Raw genomic sequence first — 23860 nt, 5'->3', positions numbered from 1 at the left:
ATGGGCGTGAATCGCCTGGTGCGGCTCAGGCCCGCCGATCACCGGCTCTCGCGCCTCGGGCGGGCACGCTGGGCCGCAATGCGCTGCCGTCGATCCCCTTCGCGACGGCCGCTGTCGCCTCGCCACTCCTATCATGGCCCGATGCAAGGCTTGCTCACCCTCACGCTCCTTCTCGCCACCAGCCTGCTTGTCGGCTGCGAAACCATCCCCACGAACAACACCGGCGGACTGCGCGCGCTCAGACACAACACCGACGACGCGTCGATCACCGGCCGCTTGAGCGGCGACGCCGATTTGCGCGACAACGCACTGGTCGTCGGCCTGTGGGACCAGCGCCTCGATCTCGCGCGCGCCGCGCTGATCGCTGGCGCCAGCCCGTATCGCACGCTGCCGTACCAGCAACTGGCGCAACTCGAGAGACCCGACGACGGCCCCAGCCCGGCGCGCCTGGCCGACGCCCTCGTCCTGCTGTCACCGAAAGTCCAGGGAGATCACAGTGGGCGCCGGGTGGTCCCCACCCATCAGTTCGCGCGCAGCGACGCCGCCCTGGCTCTGCTGCTCGAACACGGACTGCGCTTCGCGGACCAGGCGGCGCTCGACGAGGCCCTGTACGCGGCGCTGATCGTTGGGCAGGACCCGGCCCTGGCCGACCGCCTGGTGTCCATGGGAGCGCGCATCCCACTGCGGCCACGCCCCCTGTCGGAGCCGCTGCCGCGCATGGTGGCCGCCTTCGCCGAGCCCGCCATGCTCGAGGCGGCGCTGCGCCACGGCCTGGACCCGAATCAACGCTTCAGCTCCGACCCCGACTGGCGCGTGTCCCGGTCCCAGGACGTGCCCTACTTCGCCTACCAGGTCGACTACACCATGCTGCACATCCTGGGCTTGCGCGACACATCGCCCAGCAACCCCGAGCGCGAACGCGACGGCACCCGGGCAGTGGCCAGCGCCCGCCTGCTGGTGGCCGCCGGCGCCGACGTCAATGCCCGTGCCACGCGCGTGCTCAGCGCGGGACACGAACTCGCACGACACGACACGACGCCACTGCACAACGCTTATCTGGGCCAGAACGGCACCGTGAACCAGGCGCTGATCAACTACCTGCTCGAAGCCGGCGCGGACCCGACGATCCGCAACAGCCAGGGCGAACTGCCGCATCAGATGATCGGTCACACCGAGCGCGTGCGACAGGAGCATGCACAGCGGATGGCGCAACGTGAACAACGACGGACACAACGCGCCACGGGGCCCAGCCAGTCGTCGGACAGCGGCTTTTTTGGCCAGGCCATGGCCATCGCCGGGCTGGCCACCGTGGGCGGCATCGCGGCTGGTTCGGGAGCCGATCCCGGTCAGGTCGCCCGGATCGTGGGCGGTGGCGTGGCCGACGTGCTCAGCGACGGCCGCGCTGGCGGCATCGCGCAGGCGCAGCAACAGACCGCGCCACGCGCCGCGGCCCAGGCCCAGGCCCAGGCCCCCATTGGTCCGGCATTCAAGAGCGAGAACCATCAGTTCACCTGCCCGTCGGGCGTGCAAGGCAGCGTGCCTCTGCGCTACCGCACGCCGCAGTGCCGCACCGCGATGATCGACTTCGCGCAGACCTACGCCTGTAATGCCGCCGACCGCTTCCAGCAGGTGCGGCAGGCCTGTCAGACCGCCTGCGGTTCGCCCACTTGCGAACAGCGCTGACGCAGGTCAGTTCCGCGCCAGCACCGGCCCCAGCACCTTGCCCGTGTGCGTGCCCGCGGCCACCACGGCTTCGGGCGCGGCGGCGGCCACCACGCGGCCCCCGCCGGCGCCCCCCTCGGGGCCCAGGTCGATGATCCAGTCGGCCTCGGCCATGACGTCCAGGTCGTGCTCGATCACCACCACGCTGTGGCCACCGTCCACCAGGCGGTGCAGCACGCGGATCAGCTTCTCCACGTCGGCCATGTGCAGGCCCACCGTGGGTTCGTCCAGCACGTAGAGCGTGTGCGGTGCCTTCTGGCCGCGCCGGCCCACCTCGTCGCGCACCTTGCTCAGTTCGGTGACGAGCTTGATGCGCTGCGCCTCGCCGCCCGACAGGGTGGGCGAGGGCTGGCCCAGCGTGAGGTAGCCCAGGCCCACGTCCTTGAGCAGCTGCAGCGGGTGGGCGATGGCGGGCATGGAGGCGAAGAACTCCACCGCCTCGTCCACCTCCATCTGCAGCACGTCGCCGATGCTCTTGCCCTTCCAGGTGACGGCCAGGGTCTCGGGGTTGAAGCGCGCGCCGTGGCAGGTTTCGCAGGGCACCTTCACGTCGGGCAGGAAGCTCATCTCGATGGTGCGCACGCCCTGGCCTTCGCAGCTGGGGCAGCGGCCTTCGCCGGTGTTGAAGCTGAAGCGGCCCGGACCGTAGCCGCGCGCCTTGGCCTCCAGGGTATCGGCGAAGAGCTTGCGCACCGTGTCCCAGAAACCGATGTAGGTGGCCGGGCAGGAGCGCGGCGTCTTGCCGATGGGCGTCTGGTCCACCTCGAGCACGCGGTCCACGGCCTCGCTGCCGATCAGGCGTTCGCAGCCCGACCAGGCGGGCCGCTCGCCCTTCTCCCAGGCCTTCTTGCCGGCCGCCGTGGCGCGCATGGACACCGCCGCCGCGACGTTGGTGAGCAGCACGTCGCGCGCGAGCGTGCTCTTGCCGGAACCGCTCACGCCGGTGACCACCACCAGGCGCTTGAGCGGCACCTTCACGTCGAGCCGCTGCAGGTTGTGCAGCGCGGCGCCGCGCAGGTCGAGCGCGTCCATGTCCGCCGGCATGGCGCGGCGCGCCTGCAGCGGGTGCTTCATGGCGTGCAGCAGGTAGCGGCCGGTCACCGATTCGGGGTTGGCCGACAGGTCCGCCACCGAGCCCTGCGCCACCACACGACCGCCGCGCTTGCCGGCGCTGGGGCCGATGTCGATGACGTGGTCGGCGCGGCGGATGGTGTCCTCGTCGTGCTCCACCACCACCAGGGTGTTGCCCTGGTGGCCGAGCTGGTGCAGCGCGTCGAGCAGGATCTGGTTGTCGCGCGGGTGCAGGCCGATGGTGGGCTCGTCGAGCACGTAGCACACGCCCTGCAAATGGCTGCCGAGCTGGGCCGCCAGGCGGATGCGCTGCGCCTCGCCGCCGCTGAGCGTGGGCGCGCCACGGTCCAGGGTGAGGTAGTTCAGGCCCACCTGCTCCAGGAAGGCCAGGCGGCTCTCGATCTCGGGCAGCAGGTCGCGCGCGATATCGGCCTCGCGTGCGGACAGCGGCCCCCACGCTGCGCCGCTGGCGCGGGTCGCTGCCCCCTGAGAGGGCTGATCCGGCTGGGGGCGGCCCGGCGCCGGATCGACCGCCGCCCCGTCCATGAGACCGCGCACCCATTGCCGCACCTCGCTCACCGACAGGCGCGCGATGTCGGTGATGGCCACACCGCCGAAGCGCACGGCGCGCGCCTGCGCATTGAGGCGCGAGCCTTCGCAGGTCGGGCAGGCCTCGTCGCCCACGCCTTCCACCTCGGGCTCGGCGAAGCTCTGTTCGCGGCCTTTTTCGTCGGCGTCGCGCACCGAATCGTCGAGCGCCTTGCGCTGCTCGCGCGAGAGTTTCACGCCCGTGCCCACGCAGTCGGGGCACCAGCCGTGCTTGCTGTTGTAGGAGAACAGGCGCGGGTCCAGCTCGGGGTAGCTGGTGCTGCACACCGGGCAGGCGCGCGCGGTGCTGAACACCTCCACGGCGCCGATATCGCGCGTGGGGCGGCCCTCGGCGATGGCCTCTTTCAGTCCGTCGAGCGGGTGCAGCAGGTGCAGGATGCCCTTGCCGTGCTCCAGCGCCTTCGCCAGTTCGCGGCGCAGCTGCGCTTCGTCGGCCGGGTTCACCACGAAATCGGCCACCGGCAGTTCGATGGTGTGTTCCTTGAAGCGGTCGATGCGCGGGAAGCCGGTGGTGGGCAGGAAGTCGCCGTCCACGCGCAGGTGGCTGAAGCCGCGCGGGCGCGCCCAGTCGGCCAGTTCGGTGTACACGCCCTTGCGGTTGACCACCAGCGGCGCCAGCAGGCCCACGTGCCGGCCCGCGTGCTTGCGCAGGATGGCGGCCGCGATGCTGTCGGCGCTCTGCGGCTTCACGGCCGCGCCGTCGTGCACGCAGTGCTGGGTGCCCAGCTTCACGTAGAGCAGGCGCAGGAAATGCCAGACCTCGGTGGTGGTGCCCACCGTGCTCTTGCGCCCGCCGCGCGACAGGCGCTGCTCGATGGCCACCGTGGGCGGGATGCCGTACACCGCGTCCACCTCGGGCCGGCCCGCCGGCTGCACGATGCTGCGCGCGTAGGCGTTGAGGCTTTCCAGGTAGCGGCGCTGGCCTTCGTTGAACAGGATGTCGAAGGCCAGCGTGCTCTTGCCCGAACCGCTCACGCCCGAGATGACGTTGAACTTGCCGCGCGGGATGTCCACGCTGAGCTGCTTGAGGTTGTGCTCCTTGGCGTTGACGATGCGGATGGCTTCGTCGCGCGGCGCGCGGCGCGCGGTGGCGCGCGCGCGGTACGGCGCCGGTGCCTCGCCCACCGCGTGCACCGGGTCCATGGCCGCCGCGTACTCGCGCAAGGCCAGCGCGGTGTGGCTCGTGGGGTGCTCGCGCACCTGCTCGGGCGGGCCCTCGGCCACCACGGCGCCGCCGCCCGCGCCGCCCTCGGGACCCAGGTCGACCAGCCAGTCGGCGGCGCGGATCACGTCCAGGTTGTGCTCGATCACCACCAGCGAGTGGCCGGCGTCCAACAGCTTGCGCAGCGAGCGCATGAGCTTGGCGATGTCGTCGAAGTGCAGGCCGGTGGTGGGCTCGTCGAACAGGAACAGCGTGCCCTTGCGCGACACGGCCTGGCGGCTGGCGCTCGCGGACTTGGCGGCCTCGGCCAGGAAGCCCGCGAGCTTGAGGCGCTGCGCCTCGCCGCCCGAGAGCGTGGGCACGGGCTGGCCCAGCTTCACGTACTCCAGGCCCACGTCCACGATGGGCTGCAGCGCGCGGATCACCTCGCGGTCGTGCGCGAACAGCTGGGCCGCTTCGTTGACGGTGAGCTCCAGCGTGTCGGCCACGCTCAGCATCCGGCCGCCGCGGTCGATCTTCACCTCCAGGATTTCGGGCCGGTAGCGCTTGCCGTCGCAATCGGGGCAGCGAAGGTAGACGTCGGAGAGGAACTGCATCTCCACGTGCTCGAAGCCCGAGCCGCCGCAGGTGGGGCAGCGGCCGTCGCCGCTGTTGAAGCTGAACTTGGCCGGCGTGTAGCTGCGCTGGCGCGCCAGCGGCGCGTCGGCGAACAGCGCGCGGATGGCGTCCCAGGCGCCGACGTAGCTCACCGGGTTGGAGCGCGCGGTCTTGCCGATGGGCGATTGGTCGACGAAGACCACGTCGGCCAGCTGCTCGGCGCCGAGCAGGCGGTCGTGCGCGCCGGGCGATTCGGTGCTCTGGCCGAAGTGGCGCATGAGCGCAGGCGCCAGCACGTCCTGGATCAGCGTGGACTTGCCCGAGCCCGACACACCGGTGATCACCACGAGGCGCTGCAGCGGGAACTCCACCGACACGTTCTTCAGGTTGTGCTCGCGCGCGCCTTCCAGGATGAGGCGCGGCGTGCTGTCGGTGACGGCGCGCTTGAAGCCCATGCCGATGGTCTTGCGCGCGCCCAGGTAGGCACCGGTGAGCGTGTCGGCCGAGCGGATCTGCGCCGGCGTGCCGTCGAACACGATGCGCCCGCCGCGCTCGCCCGGGCCGGGGCCCATGTCGATCAGGCGGTCGGCCGCGAGCATGACGGCCGGGTCGTGCTCCACCACCACCAGGGTGTTGCCGGCGTCGCGCAGGCGCTTCATGGCGTCGACGATGCGCGCCATGTCGCGCGGGTGCAGGCCGATGCTGGGCTCGTCGAGCACGAACAGCGTATTGACCAGCGAGGTGCCCAGCGCCGTGGTGAGGTTGATGCGCTGCACCTCGCCGCCGCTGAGCGTGCGGCTTTGGCGGTCCAGCGTGAGGTAGCCAATGCCGACCTCGCAGAGGTAGCGGATGCGGGTGTTGATTTCTTCCAGCAGCAGCTTGAGCGCCTGCTGCTCGCCCGTGCTGCCCGCCTGCGCGGGCACGATGGAATCGAAGAAGCGCCGCAGGTCCGTCAGCGGCATGAGCATGAGGTCGTGCAGGCACAGGCCGGGCAGCGCCTCGAGTTGCGCGCGCGACCACTTCACGCCGGCGGGCAGGTAGCGCTGCGAGGGCGCCAGCACCGCGTCGGCCTGCGCCGCCGTGCCCACGCGCCAGAGCAGGCTGTCGGTCTTGAGGCGCGCGCCGCGGCACACCGGGCACTCGGTGTAGCTGCGGTACTTGGACAAGAGCACGCGGATGTGCATCTTGTAGGCCTTGCTTTCCAGGTACTCGAAGAAGCGGCCCACGCCATACCAGTGCTGGTTCCACTTGCCGTTCCACTGTGGCGAACCGTTCTTCACCCAGGCCTGCTGCTCGGGCGTGAGCTTGGCCCAGGGCGTGTCGCGCGGAATGCCGGCCGCCTCGGCGTGGCGCATCAGGTCGTCCTGGCATTCCTTCCAGGCCGGCGTCTGGAACACCTTGATGGCGCCGTTGCGCAGCGTGAGCTTGTCGTTCGGGATCACCAGGCCGTAGTCGACGCCGATCACGCGGCCGAAGCCGCGGCAGCTGTCGCAGGCGCCCACCGGCGAGTTGAACGAGAACATGGACGGCGCGGGCTCGCTGTAGCGGATGTCGCTCTCGGGGCAGTGCAGGCCGGTCGAGAATTTCCAGATCTCGGGCTCACCCTCGTCCTTCAGGACGTACACGGTGAGCCGGCCGCCGCCGCGCTTGAGGCCGGTCTCGATGGCCTCCATCACGCGTGCGGGTTCGGCGCCGGCGACACGGAAACGGTCGGCCACCACATCGAGCAGCTTCACGGCCTCGATCACCGGCTTGGCCTTCTTCGCCCCTTTGGCGGCGGGCGCCTCTTCCTTCGCCTCGCGCTGCACGGTGCGCTCGGCCTGCACGCGGGTGTAGCCGCTGGCCGAGAGCCACTGCTCGATTTCCTCGGGCGTGGTGTTGGCGGGCAGCTCCACCGGGAAGGTCAGCACCAGCCGGGGGTCCCCTTGCGCCTCGGCGCGCCGCCGCAGCTCGGCCGCGATGGTCTCGGGCGAGTCGTGCCGCACCGGCAGCGCGGTCTCGCGGTCGAACAGCTCGGCGCCGCGCGCGAACAGCAGCTTGAGGTGGTCGTTGAGCTCGGTCATGGTGCCCACGGTCGAGCGCGAGGACCGCACCGGGTTGGTCTGGTCGATGGCGATCGCGGGCGGCACGCCCTCCACGCGGTCCACCGCCGGCTTGTCCATGCGGTCCAGGAACTGCCGCGCGTAGGCGCTGAAGGTTTCCACGTAGCGCCGCTGGCCCTCGGCGAACAGGGTGTCGAACACCAGGCTGGACTTGCCCGAACCACTGGGCCCGGTCACCACGGTCAGTTCGCCGGTGCGGATGTCCAGGTCCAGGCCTTTGAGGTTGTGCTGGCGCGCGCCGCGGATGCGGATCAGGCCCTCGGCGCCGCCCCCATCGGCCGCCCGTTCATCGGGTTCGGCCGGGGTGGAGAGGTCGGGGCGGCGATCGTCGGACATGCAGGGCTCCTGAGCGGGAAGCGGAAGATTCTAGGGACCGCCCGCGACCGCTGCCGCGCCCTACGTCATTTCCACACTGTCCTTCCGGGGGAGCCTCTGCGCAGAATCGCGCGCCATTACAAATGGAGACAAAGATGAGGCACCGCCTGCTCGTCGCCATCGCCCTGACCATCCTCCTCGCACAGGCGCACGCCCAGCTGCGCATCGGCCAGCCCTCGGGCTTCAGCGGCTCGGTGGCCGCCGGGGTCAAGGAAAACACCGAAGGCGCGCGGCTGTACTTCGACGCCGTGAACGCGCGCGGCGGCGTGCACGGCGAGAAGATCGAACTGATCTCGGTCGACGACAAGTTCGACCCCAAGGTAACGGTGCAGGTCGCGCGCGAGCTGATCACCCAGCGCGGCGTGCTGGCCCTGTTCCTCAACCGGGGCACGCCGCACTCCGAGGCGCTGCTGCCGCTGCTGGCCGAGCACCAGGTGCCGCTGGTGGCGCCCAGCACCGGCGCCATGGTGCTGCACCAGCCGGTCAACCCCTGGGTGTTCAACGTGCGCGCCACCTACCAGCGCGAGGCCGCGCGCGCCGTCGAACACCTGGCCAGCATCGGCCAGAACCGCATCGCCATCATCGAGACCGACGACTCCTTCGGCGCCGACAGCGCGGCCGGCGCGATGCAGGGTTTCGCCAAGGCCAAGCTGGAACCGGTGTTGCGCCAGAAGACGCCGCGCGACAAGCCCGACTACAGCGCCGTGGCGGCCGAGATCGCCCAGCGGCAGGCGCACGCGGTGATGGTGATCGCCTCGGCCGGCAACACCGCCAACGCGGTGAAGGCGCTGCGCGCGGCGGGATCGCGCGCCCAGGTGGTGACGCTGTCGAACAACGCCTCGGACGGCTTCATCCAGCTGCTGGGCGAGCACGCGCGCGGCGTGATCGTGACCCAGGTCTTCCCCAACGAGCGCTCGGTGAGCTACCCGTTGATCAAGGAAGCCCAGGACCTGGCCAAGGCCAAGGGCCTGGCGGGTGTGTCGCCCGCCATGATGGAAGGCTTCGCCGGTGCCAAGGTGGTGGTGGAGGGCCTGCGCCGCGCCGGCCCCAAGCCGACACCGCAGAAGCTGCGCGACGCGCTGGAGGGCCTGTCGCGCTACGACCTGGGCGGCCTGACCGTGAGCTACAGCCCGGGCAACCACACCGGGCTGGACTTCGCCGACCTGTCCATCATCGACGCCAGCGGGCGCTTCCGGCGCTGAGCCGGGGCGCCGCTCCGCGCTTCTCAGCCCTTGACGATCAGCACCGGGATGTGCGCGTGCGTCAGCACCTTCTGCGCGACGCTGCCCAGGATCAGGGCCTTGACGCCCTGGCGGCCGTGCGAGCCCATCACGATCAGGTCGCAGCCCTCGGCCTTGGCGGTTTCCAGGATGCCCTCCCACACCAGGTTGCGCTCGATGGTGTCACCCGCGAACGGCACGTTCTTCGCGCGGCAGGCGTTGGCCACGCTGTCCAGCGCGTCGCCGGCCACGCGCTTGGCATCGCTTAGGTAGGCCTGCAGGCCCACGGCCGAGGCGTCGCCGATGCCGATGTAGGGGAAGGGGTCGATGACGTACACGCCCACCACCTGCCCGCCCGACTCGCTGGCCATCTGGGCCGCCGTGGCGGCGGCTTGGTGCCCCACCTCGGAGCCGTCGGTGGGAACGAGGATCTTCTTGAACATGCGGGCCTCCTGTGGTCGCGGATCGATGGCCCATGATGGGCCAGGGTCGCGGCCCGGGGCTTGAGGCGGGTCAAGCCGACGCCGCCTCGTGCGCCGCGGGCCGCACGTCCACCGCACAGTACTTGAGTTCGGCGATCTTGCCCAGCGGATCGAGCGCGGGGTTGGTGAGCAGGTTGGCCGCCGCCTCGGCGTAGGCGAAGGGGATGAAGGCCGTGTCGGGCGGCATCGCGTCGTCGACGCGCACCGGCAGGGCGATGGCGCCGCGCCGCGAACGCACGCGCGCCAGCGCGCCCGCGCGCAGGCCCAGGCGCTCGGCGGTGGCGGGGTTCAGGCTCACCACCGGGCTGGGCTCGATCGCGTCGAGCACCGCGCTGCGCCGCGTCATGCTGCCGGTGTGCCAGTGCTCCAGCTGGCGGCCGGTGATGAGCACCAGCGGGTACTCGCCGTCGGGCCGCTCGGCCGGCGGCACCAGCGCGGCGGGCACCAGGCGCGCGCGGCCCTCGGGCATGGGAAAGCCCTCGGTGAAGACCACGGGCTGGCCCGGGTCCTGCTCGTCGCTCACGGGATAGGTCACCGCGCCATCGCGCCACAGGCGCGGCCACGACAGGCCGGCGATGCTGGGCATGAGCGCGCGCATCTCCTCGTACACGGCGCCGATGCCCTGCGCGCCGTCGCCGGTGCCCGAGCCGTCGGGCGCGATGCCGTAGCCCCAGCCCAGGCCCAGGCGGCGGGCCAGTTGCTCGGTGATCCAGGCGTCGGCGCGCGCCTCGCCGGGCGAGGCCACGGCCTTGCGGCCCAGCTGCACGCAGCGGTCGGTGTTGGTCACGCTGCCGGTCTTCTCGGGCCAGGCGGTGGCGGGCAGCACCACGTCGGCCAGCGCGGCGGTCTCGGTGAGGAAGATGTCCTGCACCACGAGGTGCTTCAGTCCCGCGAGCGCCGCGCGCGCGTGCGCGGCATCGGGGTCGCTCATGGCCGGGTTCTCGCCCTGGACCAGCATGGCGCTGATGTCGCCGCGGTAGGCGGCCTCGATGATCTCGACCACGGTGAGCCCGGGCTCGGCGCCCAGGGTGCCGGGCGCCAGGCGCCACAGGGCCTCGGCGCGCTCGCGCGCCGAGGCGTCGTTGACGCGCGCGTAGTCGGGCAGCACCATGGGAATGAGGCCGGCGTCGCTCGCGCCCTGCACGTTGTTCTGGCCGCGCAAGGGGTGCAGGCCGGTGCCAGGCCGGCCGATCTGACCCGTGATCAGCGAGAGCGCGATCAGCGCGCGCGCGTTCTCGGTGCCGTGCGCGTGCTGGCTCACGCCCATGCCCCAGAGGATCATGGCGCTCTTGGCGGTGGCGAAGGCGCGCGCGACCTCGCGGATCGCCTCGGGCTCGATGCCGCAGACCGGCGCCATGGCCTCGGGCGTGAAGGCCGCGACGTGGGCCTGAACGGCGTCGAAGTCGCGCGTGTGCGCGGCGATGTAGGCGGGGTCGGTGAGGCCCTCGGCCACGATCACGTGCAGCATGGCGTTGAGCAGGGCCACGTCGCTGCCGGGCGAGAAGCCCAGGTAGCGCCAGGCGTGGCGCGCGAGTTCGGTGCGCCGCGGATCGGCCAGCACCAGGCGCGTGCCGCGGCGGATGGCGTTCTTGATCCAGGTCGCGCCCACGGGGTGGTTCTGCGCCGGGTTGGCGCCGATCAGCAGCACCAGCTCGGCGTGTTCGACGTCGCGCAGCGGGTTGCTCACCACGCCCGAGCCCAGGCCTTCCATGAGCGCGGCCACGCTGGAGGCGTGGCACAGGCGCGTGCAGTGGTCGACGTTGTGCGTGCCGAAGGCGGTGCGCACCAGCTTCTGGAACAGATAGGCCTCTTCGTTCGTGCCCTTGGCCGAACCGAAGCCCGCCACCGGGCTGGCGCGGCCGCGCGCGGCGGTGGCGCCCAGCGCGGCGCGGAAGCCCGCGGCCGCGGCGTCCAGGGCCTCGTCCCAGCTGGCTTCGCGGAACAGCTCGCGCCAGTCGCGCCGTTCGATGGCCGTGGGGTCCTTGGGCGCGTCGGCGCGGCGGATCAGCGGGCGCGTGAGGCGCTCGGGGCTGTGCGCGTAGTCGAAGCCGAAGCGGCCCTTGACGCACAGGCGGCCCTCGTTGGCCGGGCCCGCGATGCCTTCGACGTGCGCGATGCGCCCGCTCTCATCGACGTGGTAGCGCAGCTGGCAGCCCACGCCGCAGAAGGGGCAGACCGAGTCGACCCGCTGGAGCGAGGGCTTGGCGAAGGCGCCGTTGGCCGGCGCGATGGCGCCCGTGGGGCAGGCCTGCACGCACTCGCCGCAGGCCACGCAGGTGCTGGCGCCCATGGGGTCGTTCTGGTCGAACACGATTTGCGCGTGGCCGCCGCGAAAGGCCAGGCCCAGCACGTCGTTGCCCTGGGTCTCGCGGCAGGCGCGGATGCAGCGCGTGCACTGGATGCAGGCGTCGCGGTTCACCGCCATGGCCGGGTGGCTGAGGTCCTCGCCGATGGCGCCGCGCGGCGCGAAGCGGCCGGCGCGCGCGCCGGTCTCGCGCGCCCAGTGCGCGAGTTCGCTGTCGTGCTTGAGCGCGGTGGTGGCCGGCGCGTCGGCCTGCAGCAGCTCGAGCACGGTGCGGCGCGCGTTCGCGGCGCGCGGCGTGTCGCTCCTGACCACCATGCCGGCCGTGGGCGCGCGGCAGCACGAGGGCGCGAGCACGCGCTCGCCCTCGATCTCGACCACACAGGCGCGGCAGTTGCCGGCCGGGCGCAGGCCCTCGCTGGCGCACAGGCGGGGCAGCACCACGCCGGCGCGCTCGGCGGCGTCCAGCAGGCTGTCGCCGGGCGCGGCTTCCACCGCGCGGCCGTCGAGCGTGAAGGCAATCGGCGCGGCGTGGCGCGGCAGATCGTTCGTGTTCACAGGCCCACCTCCTGGGCGAAGAAGCGGCGCACGCTGTCCACCGGGTTGGGCGCGGCCTGGCCCAGGCCGCAGATGCTGGCCTCGCGCATCACGGCCGAGAGTTCGTCCATGCGCTCGGCGTCCCAGCGCGGCGCCTGCATCAGGCGCACCAGTTGGCCGGTGCCCGCGCGGCAGGGCGTGCATTGGCCGCAGGACTCCATCTCGAAGAAGCGCATGAGGTTGAGCGCGGCGTCGCGCACGCTGTCGTGCTGGCTCATGACCACCACGGCCATGGAGCCGACGAAGGCGCCGTGCTCGGCCAGGGTGTCGAAGTCCAGCGGAACGTCGGCCAGCGACGCGGGCAGGATGCCGCCCGAGGCGCCGCCGGGCAGGTAGGCGCGCAGCTCGTGGCCGGCCTGCATGCCGCCCGCGAACTCGTCGACCAGCTCGCGCAGCGTGATGCCCGCCGGCGCCAGGTGCACGCCGGGCCGGTTCACCCGGCCCGACACCGAGAAGCGCCGCAGGCCGTGGCGCCCGCGCCGACCCAGCGCGGCCCAGGCCGCCCCGCCCTGCGCCAGCAGCTCGGGGACCCACCACAGGGTCTCCAGGTTGTGCGCCAGCGTGGGCCGTCCGAACACGCCGTTCATGGCCACGATGGGCGGCTTCAGGCGCGGCAGGCCGCGCCGGCCTTCGATGGACTCGATGAGCGCGGACTCTTCGCCGCAGATGTAGGCGCCCGCGCCGCGCCGCAGCTCGACGCGCGGCGGCCGGTAGTGCGGGAAGCGCTCGCGCAGGGCCTGCAGGCGCGGCGCCAGCGCGTCGATCTCGCGCTGCAGCATCGGCCGCAGGTCGTGGTACTCGTCGCGCAGGTAGAGCCAGACGTGGTCCAGGCCCACCACCTCGGCCGCGACCAGCACGCCTTCCAGCACCTGCGGCGCGCCCATGCTGAGCACCAGCCAGTCCTTGAAGGTGCCGACCTCGCCCTCGTCGATGTTGACCACGCCGTGGCGCGGGCCGGGCTGCGCGCGCACCGTGTCCCATTTGCGCCAGGCCGGAAAGCCGGCGCCGCCCAGGCCGCGCAGGTGGGCGGCCTTGAGTTCGGCGATCACGCCCTCGGGCGTGAGGTCACCCGCCAGCAGGCGCCCCAATTGCGCCAGATCGTTGGGCAGCGGGTGCGGCAGTTGGCGCGGCCCGGTCTCGCCGCGCGCCACGTGGTCCACGATGGACTCGGCCGTGGCCTGGGGCAGTTGCCGCTGGCCCGCGCAGGCGGCGGGCGCCTGGTGGCACTGGCCGATGCAGGGGGCCTCCTCCACCGCCACGTCGGCGCGGCCCGCCAAGGCCTCGCGCGTGCGGGCCAGCAGGTCCTCGCCGCCGGCCATGGCGCAGGCCAGGCTGGTGCACACGCGCACGGTGGTGGCGGGCGCGGCGGCCTCGTCGTCGACCACGTGGAAGTGGTGGTAGAAGCTCGCGACCTCGTAGACCTCGACCTGGCTCAGGCGCAGGCGCTCGGCCAGCGCGGCGAGCTGGCCCCGGCGCAGGGCGCCCTCGGCGTCGTTGAGGCGGTGCAGGTGCTCGATCAGCAGATCGGGGCGCGGCTCCAGGCCGGCGCACAGCGCGGCCACGCGTTCGCGCGCGGCGGGCGCCACCTGGCGGCCTTTGGGGGTGCGGCGCGCGGCCCCACGCGCCTGCCGGTCCAGCGGGCGGATGGGGATGACCGCGCGGGTGTCGTGGGGCGGGTTCATCGTGCCGGCAGGCTAGCACCATGCACGGCACTTAATATGTTTTTTGTTGCCTATATGAACGCCGATCGGCACCGGCTCACGACTCGCGGGCGTCGTCGGTGGTCGTCCGGGGGGTGCCGGGCACGGCGTCCCGGCCCCGGGACGAGGCCAGCAGCGTCTGGGTCCGGAGGCGCTGCGCCTCTCGCACCTGAGGCGGCATCTGTGTCGTGACCTGCGGGGGCGGTGCCTGCAACAGCCCCAGGTGGCGACCCCCCTGACGCACCTGGGAGGCGAGCGCGGACGCCAGGTAGGCCAGCGCCACCAGCAGGCCGTCGGGGTTCCGGGGGTTGAAGCCGTCGCGCGGCGCCATCGCCGAGGCCCTGGGGTCGGTGGTCCTCAGGTAGCTCAGCTCCCGGCCGCGCAAGGCGCCGAGAAACCCGTTCAGCACCACCGCCACCCACTTGAAAAACAGCGCCAGCCCGTGCTGTTCCAGGTGGGTCGCCAGCGCCGACGCGGTGTTGAACGGGTCCTGCAGGCCGACGATGTCGCTGCGCCCGGCGATGTGGTCGGCCATGTGCGCGGGCACGGCCGCCGGTTGCAGGGGCACGCCGGGTTGCAGCAGGAAGTCGTCGTCGCCCAGCCCCAGGGTGCCTTTCAGCCAGGACACCCATCGGGCCGACAGGATGGCGATGTCGGGATTGAAGCCGTCCACCATTTCGTTCAGCGTCGACGGCAGCGTCTTCATCAGCTCCCGCAGCAGCCGGTCGCCGGTGGAGCGCGGCGCGCCCCATCCGGCCATTTGTTCATCAAGGTGCCGGCCAAGGAAGAAGAGAAAGCCGATCGAGCTGCCCATGTAGAGGGCGTCGCGGCCGCAGTTCACGAAGAAGGTCAGTTGGGCGGGCAGGCCCGCGCCGCGCGCGTCGGTCAGGCGGAACAGGCGCGCCAGGGGCTGCGTGCCGCTCTGCATGACCTGGCGCAGCGCGCGCATGACGTTCATGAGGTACAGCGCCTCGCCGAGATCGAAGGGAAGCTCGAGGCCATTCGCCGCCGGCAGGATGCCCGTGCACAGCAGCAGTCCCGACAGGCACACCGTGTTCAGCACGGGAACGTACCGGATCAGGTTGTCCAGGATCGGGCTCGGGTTCAGCTGGTAGTCCGGCGACTTGGCGTGTTCGAGGTGGTACCGCGCCCACAGCGACAGGACCATGCAGACCCCACCCAACAACGGAAAACTCCAGCCGCCCATGTAGTGCGCGCCCAGGCGCACCGCGAACATGGCCACACCGTGCGCACCGCCTTCGCGCGCGCCGTTGGCGGCCACCCCCAGCGCGCGCAGCAGGATGGCGGACGCGCTCATGGGCGGGTTGCGGCGGGCGTCGTTGCGTTCGGAGTAGACCAGTTCGGACAGCAGGCGCCGCACCAGCAGGTACTTGTCGCGCCCGTCCGGGTCCGTGCTGGATTGCGCGATCTTCAACAGCGCCAGCTCCACGCGCTTGGGGGGCAGTGCCATGGCGCAGAGCAGGTGGTCGCACTGCTCGCCCGGGGTGAGTTCGACGGCCTGCCCGTCGGGACCCGTCCGGGTGGTGGGCGGGTCCGACAGCCACGCCTGAACCCGGTGGAGGTCTTGATCGACCAGGGGCGCGTGTTCGCGCCATCGGTTCAACAGTTTCTGGTGGTGGTCCAGGGTGTCCGCCGAGGCGTGCGGCCTGGCCGCACGGGGATAGAAGATGTTCAGTCGCTGGGGCGTCCTGGCCTTGTGGTAGGGCAAGGCGATGCAGAGCAGGCTGTGGTCGTGCTCGGCCATCAGGATCGCGGCGGCGCGCCGGATCAAGACCCGCTGGGTGTCGTCGAACGCCACCGGTTCCGCCAGCGCGGCCATGAGCGCCAGCGCGACGTTCGCGTCCAGGCCCAGGTGGTGGCGCAGCACCTCCAGCAGCGCATGCCCCGATGTCGACGCCGCCAACGCCGCTCTCACCGAATCAAGCCACAGGGCCGCCGCGTGCTCGCGGTCCGTCTTGACGCCCAGCGCGTGCTGGTAGCGCTCCAGGGCCTGGCTCAGTTCGGCCCGCTGGCGCGAGGGCTCGGGGTGGCGCTGGTACAGCAGGATCCACAGTTCCCGCACCCACTCCTCGGCCCCGATGCCCGCGGGCACGGCGGGCGGCACCACCCAGGCCCGGGCCTGGGTCGACAGCAGCCGGTACCAGTCGCGCACGCGCTTCAGTGGCTGGTCGCCCCGTCGCTGGGCGATGCGGTGCCGGTAGACGTCGTCCTCCAGCGCCAACAGGGCCGGGTACTGCTTCAGCAGCGCCGTGTCTTCCACCAGGGTCGACAGCACCTGCCATTGCTGGGGCGGGCTCAGGTGGGCGAGCAGGCGCTGCAGCGCGGCCACCCCCCCTTGTTGCAGCACCCGCCGGCAAGCCTCGAGCCTCACGCCGAGCCAATGCGGGTGTTTGCTCAGCCCCCGAGGCTGGCGTCCGTGCAAGGCGCCCACCCGGTGGATGAGCTGGCCCAGCGCGCCCAGGGCGTCCGGCTCGCGCTGCACCGATGGGGGCACCGGGGTCGGCGGCGCCTCGCCCGGTCCGGGCCACCGCTCGATCTCGGCGATCAGTCCGTCGAGGGTGGCGGCGGTCGACAGGCTCTCGCGCAGCAGGCCTTGCCGCAAGGCCGTGAGGCAGGACAACACCGCTTCGCGCTCGTCCTCCGACAACGGGGTGCGCTCGCCCGAGTGCGCGCCTTCGCGCAGAGCGCACTCCACCTCGTTGATCGCGTCCCAGAGCTCGCTGCCGGTGCGACCGCCAAACAGCTCGATGAGAGCGGCGTTGTCGCCTTCACCGAACTTGCCCTTGCGCAAGCGACCGATCAGCCCCCCCATGTCCAGCGGCGCCGGGGCCTCACGGTCGCCGGGGTGCGCGCCCCGGAGCAAGGCCGCGAGCAGCCGGTCCTCTTCCTTCACCTCGACGCCCTGCCGCATGGCCTCGATGAGGGCGGCGATCCGGTGGCCATCGGCGTCGCTGATCGTGAGCATGTCAAGGAGCTCGTGCAGGCTGAGCTCGACTTGGTCGAGCGCCCTGAGCCGATCGATCCCCTCCAGCGGGCCCAGCGAATCCCAGGCATCGGTCAGGTCCGCGCCCTCCCGGTGATCGAGCAGCAGGTGGACCGTGTGCCGCGCCTGCCGGTCGGACAGCGGCGCCTGGCGCGCAGGCCATGGCGGGAAGCAGGCCTCTACCACCGGCTCGGCATCGGTGCCGGCGTCGGTCAGGCCCGGCGTGTCCTGCACCGGGAACCCCAACGGCGGCGGCTCGGGCGGCTCGGGCGGCTCGGGCGGCTCGGGCTGCTCGGTGGTGGCCTCGGCGTCGGCGGTGGCCTCGTGCAGCAAAGGCTCGAACAGGTTGTTGAACGCCTTCAGCTCGTGGCGCTGGGTCCGCAGGCTCGCCTGCCCCACCTGCAGCACCTGCACCACGGCGTCGTACAGCGCCGGCCCCTTCAATGGCCCGAACAGGCTGCCGCGCGGATCCTGGGGATTCCACTGGCCGGTCCAGTAGCTGTTGAACACCGCCTGGGGATCGAACACCGCGCCGGCCAGCAGCTCGTCCACCGACTGGACGACGCTGGGCTTCAGCGGTGAGGCCTGGGCGGGGTCGCCGCCCCGCCGCTCACCCGGGGCGCTGGGCCGGTCGTGGAGCGTGCCGACCGGCGCCGAGGCCGAGCGACGACGAGGGAATGCCGTGGGCGGCTGGGAAGTGAAAGGGTTCATGGAGAGGCCAGCGGGTCAATGGAACGGGAAGCCACCGGGCTCGCGTCGGCCCGCGTGGCGCATCAGGGCCAGGCTTCGGGAAACAGCTGGCCCTGGCGCCAGCGCGCGGCCTGGCTGGCCAGGTGGCGCAGGCGCACGCGGAAGGCCGCCTCCGCGCCTTCGGCCAGCGACAGCTCGTCCGTCAGGCACACGGCGTCGGCGCTGGCCTCCAGGCCCAGCACCGCGCCGTGGCCCCGCAAGGCGATGAGCAGGTTGGCCTGCAGCAGGCTCAGCAGCATCGGCAGCGGATCGCGTCCGGGCAGCGGTCCCAGCACGCAGACCACGCGCGCGTGGTCGGGCCGGTTCTCCAGGTCGTGCTGCAGCAGCACCGTCTCGGTCCCCACCCGGCACTGGGCGGCGAGCAGCGACCCGGGGTCCAGCGAAGGGTTCAGCGCGGCGCCGAGTTCGACCGGGTACCAGGCGCAGCGCATGGCCGCCAGCCAATCCACCAGGAGGCGGCGCGGGTCGTGCGTGGCGAAACGGAACGTCGGTGGTGGGGTTGGCATGGGCGTGCGCCCTCCTGCCGGCCGGGCCGGCGCCGAAGCACAAAGGGAACAAAGGCCGGCGCGGGCGCGAAGAGCCCGCGCCGTTCAGGCGCGCAGGCTGGCGCTCAAGCCATCGGCCAGGGGCGCGGCACCCAGGAAGTGGTCGTCCCGCCAGCGCCGCGCCATGTGCGCCAGGCCGGTCATGGTGGCCAGCAGCAGGCGCGCGCTCGCGGTGGCCAAGGGCACCACGTGCAGCAGGTGCAGGCGGCGATCGCCCGGCTCGTAGCCGGCCACGGTGCCCGAGCCGGCCGTGAGCTGGCTCACGCGCAGCAATTGGCGCAGCGCGGCCTCGGCCAGGGCGTCGCCTTCGGGCACGGGGCCAAGCGGGCAGGCCACCGTGAGGCAGGCCGGCGAATGCCGCGGATCGCACCGCAGCGTCACGGGCATCGAGGCGATCTCGACATCGAAGAGAAACGGCCCCTCGCCCCGTGGTGGGGCGAGGGGCCGGTCGGCGGGCAGTTCCTCGGACAGCGCGTTCAACAAGCGCTCGAGCAAATCGGTGGCACGGGGTTCGGTCATGCGGGGCGTCCTGTGTGTTGTCGGAACGCTCACGAGGCCCATCCATCCCCTCCTCGCGAACGCCTGAACGTCATTCATGCAAAAGGCGGACCTTAGGTATCCCGATGGCCGATGCGGGTTCTCTACCAATTCATCACGTCAGGAAACGCACAGGGCCCAGCCCCCGCACCGCTCGACCGGCCAGCGCGCGCGGCGGCTCGCTTAATATGTCCGGCCATTCACATAGCCGCCGCGCCATGGCCGTCCGCCCCCCGCCCGAACCGCTGCGCGTGAGCCTGCAACCACGCTGGCGCGTGGGCCGCGCGGACGACGCCCCGCTCGACGCCACCCCCCTGCTCGAACTGCTGGCCACCGTACAGGCCACCGGCAGCATCGCCCAGGCCGGGCGCGAGGCCGGGCTGTCCTACCGCCACGCCTGGGGCCTGCTGCGCCAGGCCGAGGCCCTGTTCGGCGAACCGCTGCTGCTGCGCGGACGCGGGCGCGGCTCGGCCTTGACCGGGCTGGGCGAAAAGCTGGTGTGGGCCGATGCGCGCATCGGCGCGCGCTTGCAACCCCTGCTGGAATCCCTGGCCTCGGAGCTCGAAGGCGAGCTGGGCCGCGTGCGGCCGCACGCCCCCGCCGTGGCGCGCCTGCACGCCAGCCACGGCTTCGCGGTGGCCGCGCTGCGCGAGCAGCTGGCGGCGCGTCAGGTGCCGGTGGAGCTGCGCTACCGCTCCAGCCTGGAGGCCGTGGCCGCGCTGGCGCACGGCGAGTGCGACCTGGCCGGCTTTCACGTGCCCTTGGGCGAATTCGAAGCGGCGGCCGCGCAGCGCTACCTGGCCTGGCTGCGGCCCGAGCAGCACCGCCTGGTGCACCTGGCCGTGCGCACGCAGGGCCTGTTCGTGGCGCCGGGCAACCCGCTGGGCCTGCGCGGCCTGCAAGACCTCGCGCGGCCCGGCCTGCGCTTCGTGAACCGGCCCGAGGGCTCGGGCACGCGCGTGCTGATCGAGCTGCTGCTGCAGCGCCAGGGCATCGCGCCGCGCTCGCTGCTGGGCTACGACAACACCGAGTTCACGCACGCGGCCGTGGCCGCCTACGTGGCCAGCGGCATGGCCGACGCCGGCATCGGCGTGCAGACGGCGGCGCACCGCTTCGGCCTGCACTTCATTCCGCTGCTGCGCGAGCGCTACTTCTTCGCGGTGCCGGCCGACGCCTCGCAGCGCCCCGGCCTGCGGCCGGTGCTGGCGGTGCTGCGCTCGCCGGCGTTTCGCGCGCGGGTGGCGGCGCTCAAGGGCTACGAGGCGGCGCAGACCGGCCGCGTGCTGACGCTGGCCGAGGCCTTCGGCGGCTGAGCCGCCTTGACGCTCGCGCACGGGCGCCGTCTACTGGCCCATCGGAGGAAGACCCCATGCGATCCCTGCTGCTGTCCCTGTCCCTGCTCGCGGCCTTGCCCGCGCCCGCCGCGCCCCCCGACGCCGAGGCCAGCGACCCCGCCCGGCTGGGCTGGATGAAGGGCGCCCCGCCGCCGGCCGAGCGCACCATCCGCTTCGCCGATGGCAGCTACGCCGACTTCCCGGCCTGGCGCTGGAGCGTGGCGCACTTCCGCGAACTGATGCCCACCGTGCAGGTCTCGCGCGGGCTGGGCGCGCCGCGGCCGCTGCCGCGCGCCGAACGCGGCGACATCGACGGCCTGCGCTTCACCCCGCTGGGCGGCGGCGAGCCCATCACCTGGGCGCAATCGCTCGCGCTCAACTACACCGATGGCATCGTCGTGCTGCACCGCGGCCGCATCGTCTACGAGCGCTACTTCGGCGCGCTCACCGAAGAAGGCCAGCACGGCCTGATGTCGGTCACCAAGTCCTTCACCGGCCTGCTGGGTGCGGTGCTGGTGGCCGAAGGCCGGCTGGACCCGGACCGGCGCGTGGACCACTACGTGCCCGAGCTCGCGGCCTCGGCCTTCGGCAGCGCCACCGTGCGCCAGTTGCTGGACATGACCACCGGCATCCGCTTCAGCGAGGACTACGCCGACCCCCAGGCCGACGTCTGGCAGCACGCGCAGGCGGGCAGCCCACTGCCCAAGCCCGTCGGCTACCAGGGCCCGCGCAGCTACTTCGAGTACCTGCAGACGGTGCAGCCCCAGGGCCACCACGGCGAGGCTTTCGGCTACAAGACCGCCAACAGCGACGCCCTGGGCTGGGTGATCGCGCGGGTCAGCGGCCAGTCGGTGGCCGAGCTGCTGTCGCGGCGCCTGTGGCGGCGCATCGGCGCCGAGCAGGACGCCTACTTCACCGTCGACTCGATCGGCACGCCTTTCGCCGGCGGCGGGCTCAACGCGGGCCTGCGCGACCTCGCGCGCGTGAGCGAGCTGCTGCGCAACGGCGGCCGCCTGGGCGGGCAGCAGATCATTCCGCGCGCGGCCATCGCCGACATCCGGCGCGGCGGCTCGAAGGCCGATTTCGAGAAGGCCGGCTACGCCCAGCTCAAGGGCTGGAGCTACCGCAACATGTGGTGGGTGACGCACAACGACCACGGCGCCTACATGGCCCGCGGCGTGCACGGCCAGGCGCTGTACATCGACCCGAAGGCGGAGATGGTGATCGCGCGCTTCGCCTCGCACCCCACGGCCGGCAACGCGGCCAACGACCCGAACTCGCTGCCGGCGTACCACGCGCTGGCCAAGCACCTGATGGCGCGGCGCTGAGGCGCGCGCCCCGCGTTCAGCGCCGCTGCACGCCCACCGCCGTGCGCGCGGCGGCCTCCCAGGCGCCGCCCTGGAACCAGGCGTCGCCGTCCAGCCAGGCCTTGAGCATGGGCAGGGCGTCGAAGCCCCAGAAGAGGCGCCCGTCCACCACCAGGGCGGGCACGCCGAACAGGCCCAGGGCCAGGGCCTGTTCGCCGTTGGCGCGCAGGCGCTGCTTCACCACATCGCTGTCGGGCTCGACCCAGGTCCGGCCGCGCTGGGCCATGTGGTCTTGCAGCCGCGCCCGCAGATCGGCCAGGCGCGCCGGATCGGCCGCGTCGGCCCCGCCGTGCCAGACGTGCTGGAACAGCAGCTCGGTGACGTAGCGGCTGGTCTCGCCGGGCGCTTCGTCCACGGCGGTGGCCAGGCCCAGGCGCAGCAGCGGCAGCGGGTTGAAGGGGTGGGTGGCGGGCAGCTCGAGCCGGATGCCGTGCGTGTGCGCGAGCCACTGCACCTGGCGGTAGGTCCAGTCGCGCTTGGCCGGGATCTCGGCCGGCCCCAGCTGGCCGTGCGCCTTGAGCAGGCCGGCGAACAGCACCGGGCGGTAGTGCAGCGCCACGCTGTGGCCCATCAGCGCCTGCGGCAAGGCCGCGAAGGCCAGGTGCGCGTAGGGCGAGATGGGGTCGTAGAAGAACTGGACGTCTTTCATTCGGCGATCGGCTCCCGGGTGTCGAGCTGCGCCCACACGGCCAGCTTGTCGGCGTCGCTCATGCGGCTCCAGGCGCCGATCTCGGCCAGCGTGCGCAGGCAGCCCACGCATTGGCCCCGGCGCTCGTCGAGCCGGCACACGCTCAGGCAGGGCGAGGGCACGGCCACGCCGGGCTGGCGCATGCGGGCGCGCTTGAAGTTGGGGCGTTCGGGCGCGTTCATGCGCGATCCGGCGCCGGGCCGCCGCCAGCCGGATCCGCCCCCGCGGGGGGCAGCGACCCGCGCAGCGGCGGCGCGTGGGGGCCCGCGTCACCCTGGACCACGTCGGCCACGGGCGCGCCGGTGTAGCGCTCCAGCTCCTGCGGCGTGAGCGGGAACACGGCGTGCGGGTGGCCCGCCGCGGCCCAGACCACGTCGAAGCGGAACAGCTCGCGGTCGATCAGCGTGACGGGCTCGTGGGCGTGCGCCAGCGGCGACACGCCGCCGATGGAGAAACCGGTCTGCGCCTTGACGAAGTCGGCGTCGGCGCGGCCCAGCTTGTGGCCCTCGCCGCAGACCAGGGCCTGCACGCGCTTCTCGTCCACGCGGCGGTCGCCGGAGGTGATGACCAGCACCGCGCGCTCGTCGCCCTTGCGGCGGAAGATGATGCTTTTGGCGATCTGTCCCAGGGCCACGCCCAGCGCGTCGGCCGCCTGCTGCGCGGTGCGCGCGGCGTCGTCGAGCATCACGGGCGCGTGCGCGTGGCCCAGCGCGGCCAGGCGCTCGGCCACGCGGCGGATGGCGGGGGAGGTTTGCAGTTCGGACACCGGCGTCATGCGCTCAGCCTTGGCGCTTGGCCAGCACGGCGCGCGCCACGCGCGAGTTGGTGGGCCGGCCCAGCTGCTGGCTGATGTAGGCGCCGGCGTCGATCAGGGCGTCGAGGTCGATGCCGGTGGCGATGCCCATGCCGTGCAGCAGGTAGACCACGTCCTCGGTGGCGACGTTGCCGGTGGCGCCCTTGGCGTAGGGGCAGCCGCCCAGGCCGGCCACGGAGGCGTCGAACTGCCACACCCCCATCTCCAGCGCAGCCAGGGTGTTGCCCACGGCCTGGCCGTACGTATCGTGGAAGTGGCCCGACACCTGGTCGACGCCGTAGTGCTTGAAGGTGGCCTCGAAGGCGGCCTGCACCTTCTTCGGCGTGCCCACGCCGATGGTGTCGGCCACGCCCACGTGCTCCACGCCAATGCCCTTCATGAGGCCGGCGAGGTAGTCCACGCGCGAGGGCGGCACCTCGCCTTCGTACGGGCAGCCCACGGTGCAGCTCATGGCGCCGCGCACGGCGATGCCCTTGGCCTTGGCCGCCGCCACCACGGGCGCGAAGCGCTCGATGCTCTCGGCGATGCTGCAGTTGATGTTCTTCTGGCTGAAGGCCTCGCTGGCGGCACCGAAGACCACGATTTCGTCGGGCCGGTCGGCCAGCGCGGCCTCGAAGCCCTTCAGGTTGGGCGTCAGCACCGAGTAGCGCACACCGGCGCGGCGCTGGATGCCCTGCATGACCTCGTGGTTGTCGGCCATCTGCGGCACCCACTTGGGGCTCACGTAGCTGGTGACCTCGATCTCGGTCAGGCCGGCGGCCTGCAGGCGGTGCACGAGCTCGATCTTGACCGCGGCGGGCACGGGCTGCTTCTCGTTCTGCAGGCCGTCGCGCGGGCCGACGTCGACGAGCTTGACGCGCTGGGGGAGCTGGTTCATGGGAT

General features: G+C 72.3%; 14 protein-coding genes and 1 pseudogene. 4 read left to right on the top strand and 11 right to left on the bottom strand.

All coding sequences use genetic code 11. The features are described from left to right. Positions 1–141 precede the first annotated feature (141 nt). On the top strand, positions 142–1683 hold the full coding sequence (locus JNX00_RS02990) for a hypothetical protein (RefSeq protein ID WP_204744035.1): 1542 nt from the start codon (positions 142–144) through the stop codon (positions 1681–1683). Positions 1684–1689: 6 nt separating this feature from the next. Here the strand turns inward: JNX00_RS02990 and uvrA are convergent, their stop codons facing one another. Then, on the bottom strand, positions 1690–7599 hold the full coding sequence (gene uvrA / locus JNX00_RS02985) for an excinuclease ABC subunit UvrA (RefSeq protein WP_239478248.1): 5910 nt from the start codon (positions 7597–7599) through the stop codon (positions 1690–1692). A 134-nt stretch (positions 7600–7733) separates the two neighbouring features. Between uvrA and JNX00_RS02980 the strand changes: the two genes are divergently transcribed. Next, positions 7734–8840, top strand: coding sequence for an ABC transporter substrate-binding protein (locus tag JNX00_RS02980; RefSeq protein WP_204744034.1), 1107 nt, complete (start codon positions 7734–7736; stop codon positions 8838–8840). 23 nt (positions 8841–8863) lie between these two features. Here JNX00_RS02980 and JNX00_RS02975 read toward each other — a convergent pair whose 3' ends face one another. The 6 genes from JNX00_RS02975 to JNX00_RS02950 form a co-directional block, all read right to left on the bottom strand. Continuing rightward, positions 8864–9301 (bottom strand): universal stress protein, encoded by a 438-nt coding sequence (locus tag JNX00_RS02975; protein ID WP_070400405.1) that lies wholly within the window; start codon positions 9299–9301, stop codon positions 8864–8866. Positions 9302–9371: 70 nt separating this feature from the next. Then, positions 9372–12200 carry a formate dehydrogenase subunit alpha gene (gene fdhF / locus JNX00_RS02970; protein ID WP_204744033.1) on the bottom strand — a complete coding sequence of 943 codons (2829 nt, stop codon included), beginning with the start codon at positions 12198–12200 and terminating at the stop codon, positions 9372–9374. Beyond that, on the bottom strand, positions 12197–13921 hold the full coding sequence (locus JNX00_RS02965) for an NADH-ubiquinone oxidoreductase-F iron-sulfur binding region domain-containing protein (protein ID WP_204744032.1): 1725 nt from the start codon (positions 13919–13921) through the stop codon (positions 12197–12199). Before JNX00_RS02965 ends, fdhF begins: the two co-directional genes overlap by 4 nt. Before the next feature lie 76 nt (positions 13922–13997). Next, entirely contained in the window at positions 13998–17654 is a 3657-nt protein-coding gene (locus JNX00_RS02960; RefSeq protein ID WP_204744031.1) for a hypothetical protein, read from the bottom strand. 62 nt (positions 17655–17716) lie between these two features. Beyond that, positions 17717–18199: a hypothetical protein gene (locus JNX00_RS02955; RefSeq protein WP_070400408.1), complete on the bottom strand. Its 483-nt coding sequence runs from the start codon at positions 18197–18199 to the stop codon at positions 17717–17719. A gap of 84 nt (positions 18200–18283) precedes the next feature. Next, entirely contained in the window at positions 18284–18757 is a 474-nt protein-coding gene (locus JNX00_RS02950; RefSeq protein ID WP_204744030.1) for a hypothetical protein, read from the bottom strand. 236 nt (positions 18758–18993) lie between these two features. Between JNX00_RS02950 and JNX00_RS02945 the strand changes: the two genes are divergently transcribed. Both JNX00_RS02945 and JNX00_RS02940 read left to right on the top strand, forming a co-directional pair. Continuing rightward, positions 18994–20088, top strand: coding sequence for a substrate-binding domain-containing protein (locus JNX00_RS02945; protein WP_070400410.1), 1095 nt, complete (start codon positions 18994–18996; stop codon positions 20086–20088). A gap of 56 nt (positions 20089–20144) precedes the next feature. After that, the gene (locus JNX00_RS02940) at positions 20145–21437 is read left to right on the top strand and encodes a serine hydrolase (RefSeq protein WP_204744029.1); all 1293 of its coding nucleotides are present in this window, start codon (positions 20145–20147) and stop codon (positions 21435–21437) included. 16 nt (positions 21438–21453) lie between these two features. Here JNX00_RS02940 and JNX00_RS02935 read toward each other — a convergent pair whose 3' ends face one another. The 4 genes and pseudogenes from JNX00_RS02935 to JNX00_RS02920 form a co-directional block, all read right to left on the bottom strand. Beyond that, complete coding sequence (locus JNX00_RS02935) at positions 21454–22125, bottom strand: 2-hydroxychromene-2-carboxylate isomerase (protein ID WP_204744028.1); 672 nt, start codon at positions 22123–22125, stop codon at positions 21454–21456. Then, a complete protein-coding gene (locus tag JNX00_RS02930) occupies positions 22122–22346 on the bottom strand; it encodes a DUF1289 domain-containing protein (RefSeq protein WP_070400413.1) in 225 nt (74 codons plus the stop codon). Before JNX00_RS02930 ends, JNX00_RS02935 begins: the two co-directional genes overlap by 4 nt. Positions 22347–22438: 92 nt before the next feature. Beyond that, positions 22439–22939: pseudogene (locus tag JNX00_RS02925) on the bottom strand (YbaK/EbsC family protein); the annotation flags it as partial. Between the two features lie 4 nt (positions 22940–22943). Continuing rightward, on the bottom strand, positions 22944–23855 hold the full coding sequence (locus JNX00_RS02920; protein ID WP_070400414.1) for a hydroxymethylglutaryl-CoA lyase: 912 nt from the start codon (positions 23853–23855) through the stop codon (positions 22944–22946). Between the last annotated feature and the right edge of the window lie 5 nt (positions 23856–23860).

Origin of the sequence: Hydrogenophaga sp. YM1 (genome assembly GCF_016903055.1) — a bacterium.
GTDB classification, from domain to species: domain Bacteria; phylum Pseudomonadota; class Gammaproteobacteria; order Burkholderiales; family Burkholderiaceae_C; genus Hydrogenophaga; species Hydrogenophaga borbori.
Note: the sequence above shows the minus strand (reverse complement) of the source record. Positions and strands in the feature narration are given on the sequence as shown.

Bases quoted from the DNA above. Each gene is read 5' to 3' on its own strand.
- JNX00_RS02990 (WP_204744035.1), top strand. From the start codon at position 142: ATGCAAGGCTTGCTCACCCTCACGCTCCTTCTCGCCACCAGCCTGCTT.
- uvrA (WP_239478248.1), bottom strand. From the start codon at position 7,599: ATGTCCGACGATCGCCGCCCCGACCTCTCCACCCCGGCCGAACCCGAT.
- JNX00_RS02980 (WP_204744034.1), top strand. From the start codon at position 7,734: ATGAGGCACCGCCTGCTCGTCGCCATCGCCCTGACCATCCTCCTCGCA.
- JNX00_RS02975 (WP_070400405.1), bottom strand. From the start codon at position 9,301: ATGTTCAAGAAGATCCTCGTTCCCACCGACGGCTCCGAGGTGGGGCAC.
- JNX00_RS02965 (WP_204744032.1), bottom strand. From the start codon at position 13,921: ATGAACCCGCCCCACGACACCCGCGCGGTCATCCCCATCCGCCCGCTG.
- JNX00_RS02960 (WP_204744031.1), bottom strand. From the start codon at position 17,654: ATGAACCCTTTCACTTCCCAGCCGCCCACGGCATTCCCTCGTCGTCGC.
- JNX00_RS02955 (WP_070400408.1), bottom strand. From the start codon at position 18,199: ATGCCAACCCCACCACCGACGTTCCGTTTCGCCACGCACGACCCGCGC.
- JNX00_RS02950 (WP_204744030.1), bottom strand. From the start codon at position 18,757: ATGACCGAACCCCGTGCCACCGATTTGCTCGAGCGCTTGTTGAACGCG.
- JNX00_RS02945 (WP_070400410.1), top strand. From the start codon at position 18,994: ATGGCCGTCCGCCCCCCGCCCGAACCGCTGCGCGTGAGCCTGCAACCA.
- JNX00_RS02940 (WP_204744029.1), top strand. From the start codon at position 20,145: ATGCGATCCCTGCTGCTGTCCCTGTCCCTGCTCGCGGCCTTGCCCGCG.
- JNX00_RS02935 (WP_204744028.1), bottom strand. From the start codon at position 22,125: ATGAAAGACGTCCAGTTCTTCTACGACCCCATCTCGCCCTACGCGCAC.
- JNX00_RS02930 (WP_070400413.1), bottom strand. From the start codon at position 22,346: ATGAACGCGCCCGAACGCCCCAACTTCAAGCGCGCCCGCATGCGCCAG.
- JNX00_RS02920 (WP_070400414.1), bottom strand. From the start codon at position 23,855: ATGAACCAGCTCCCCCAGCGCGTCAAGCTCGTCGACGTCGGCCCGCGC.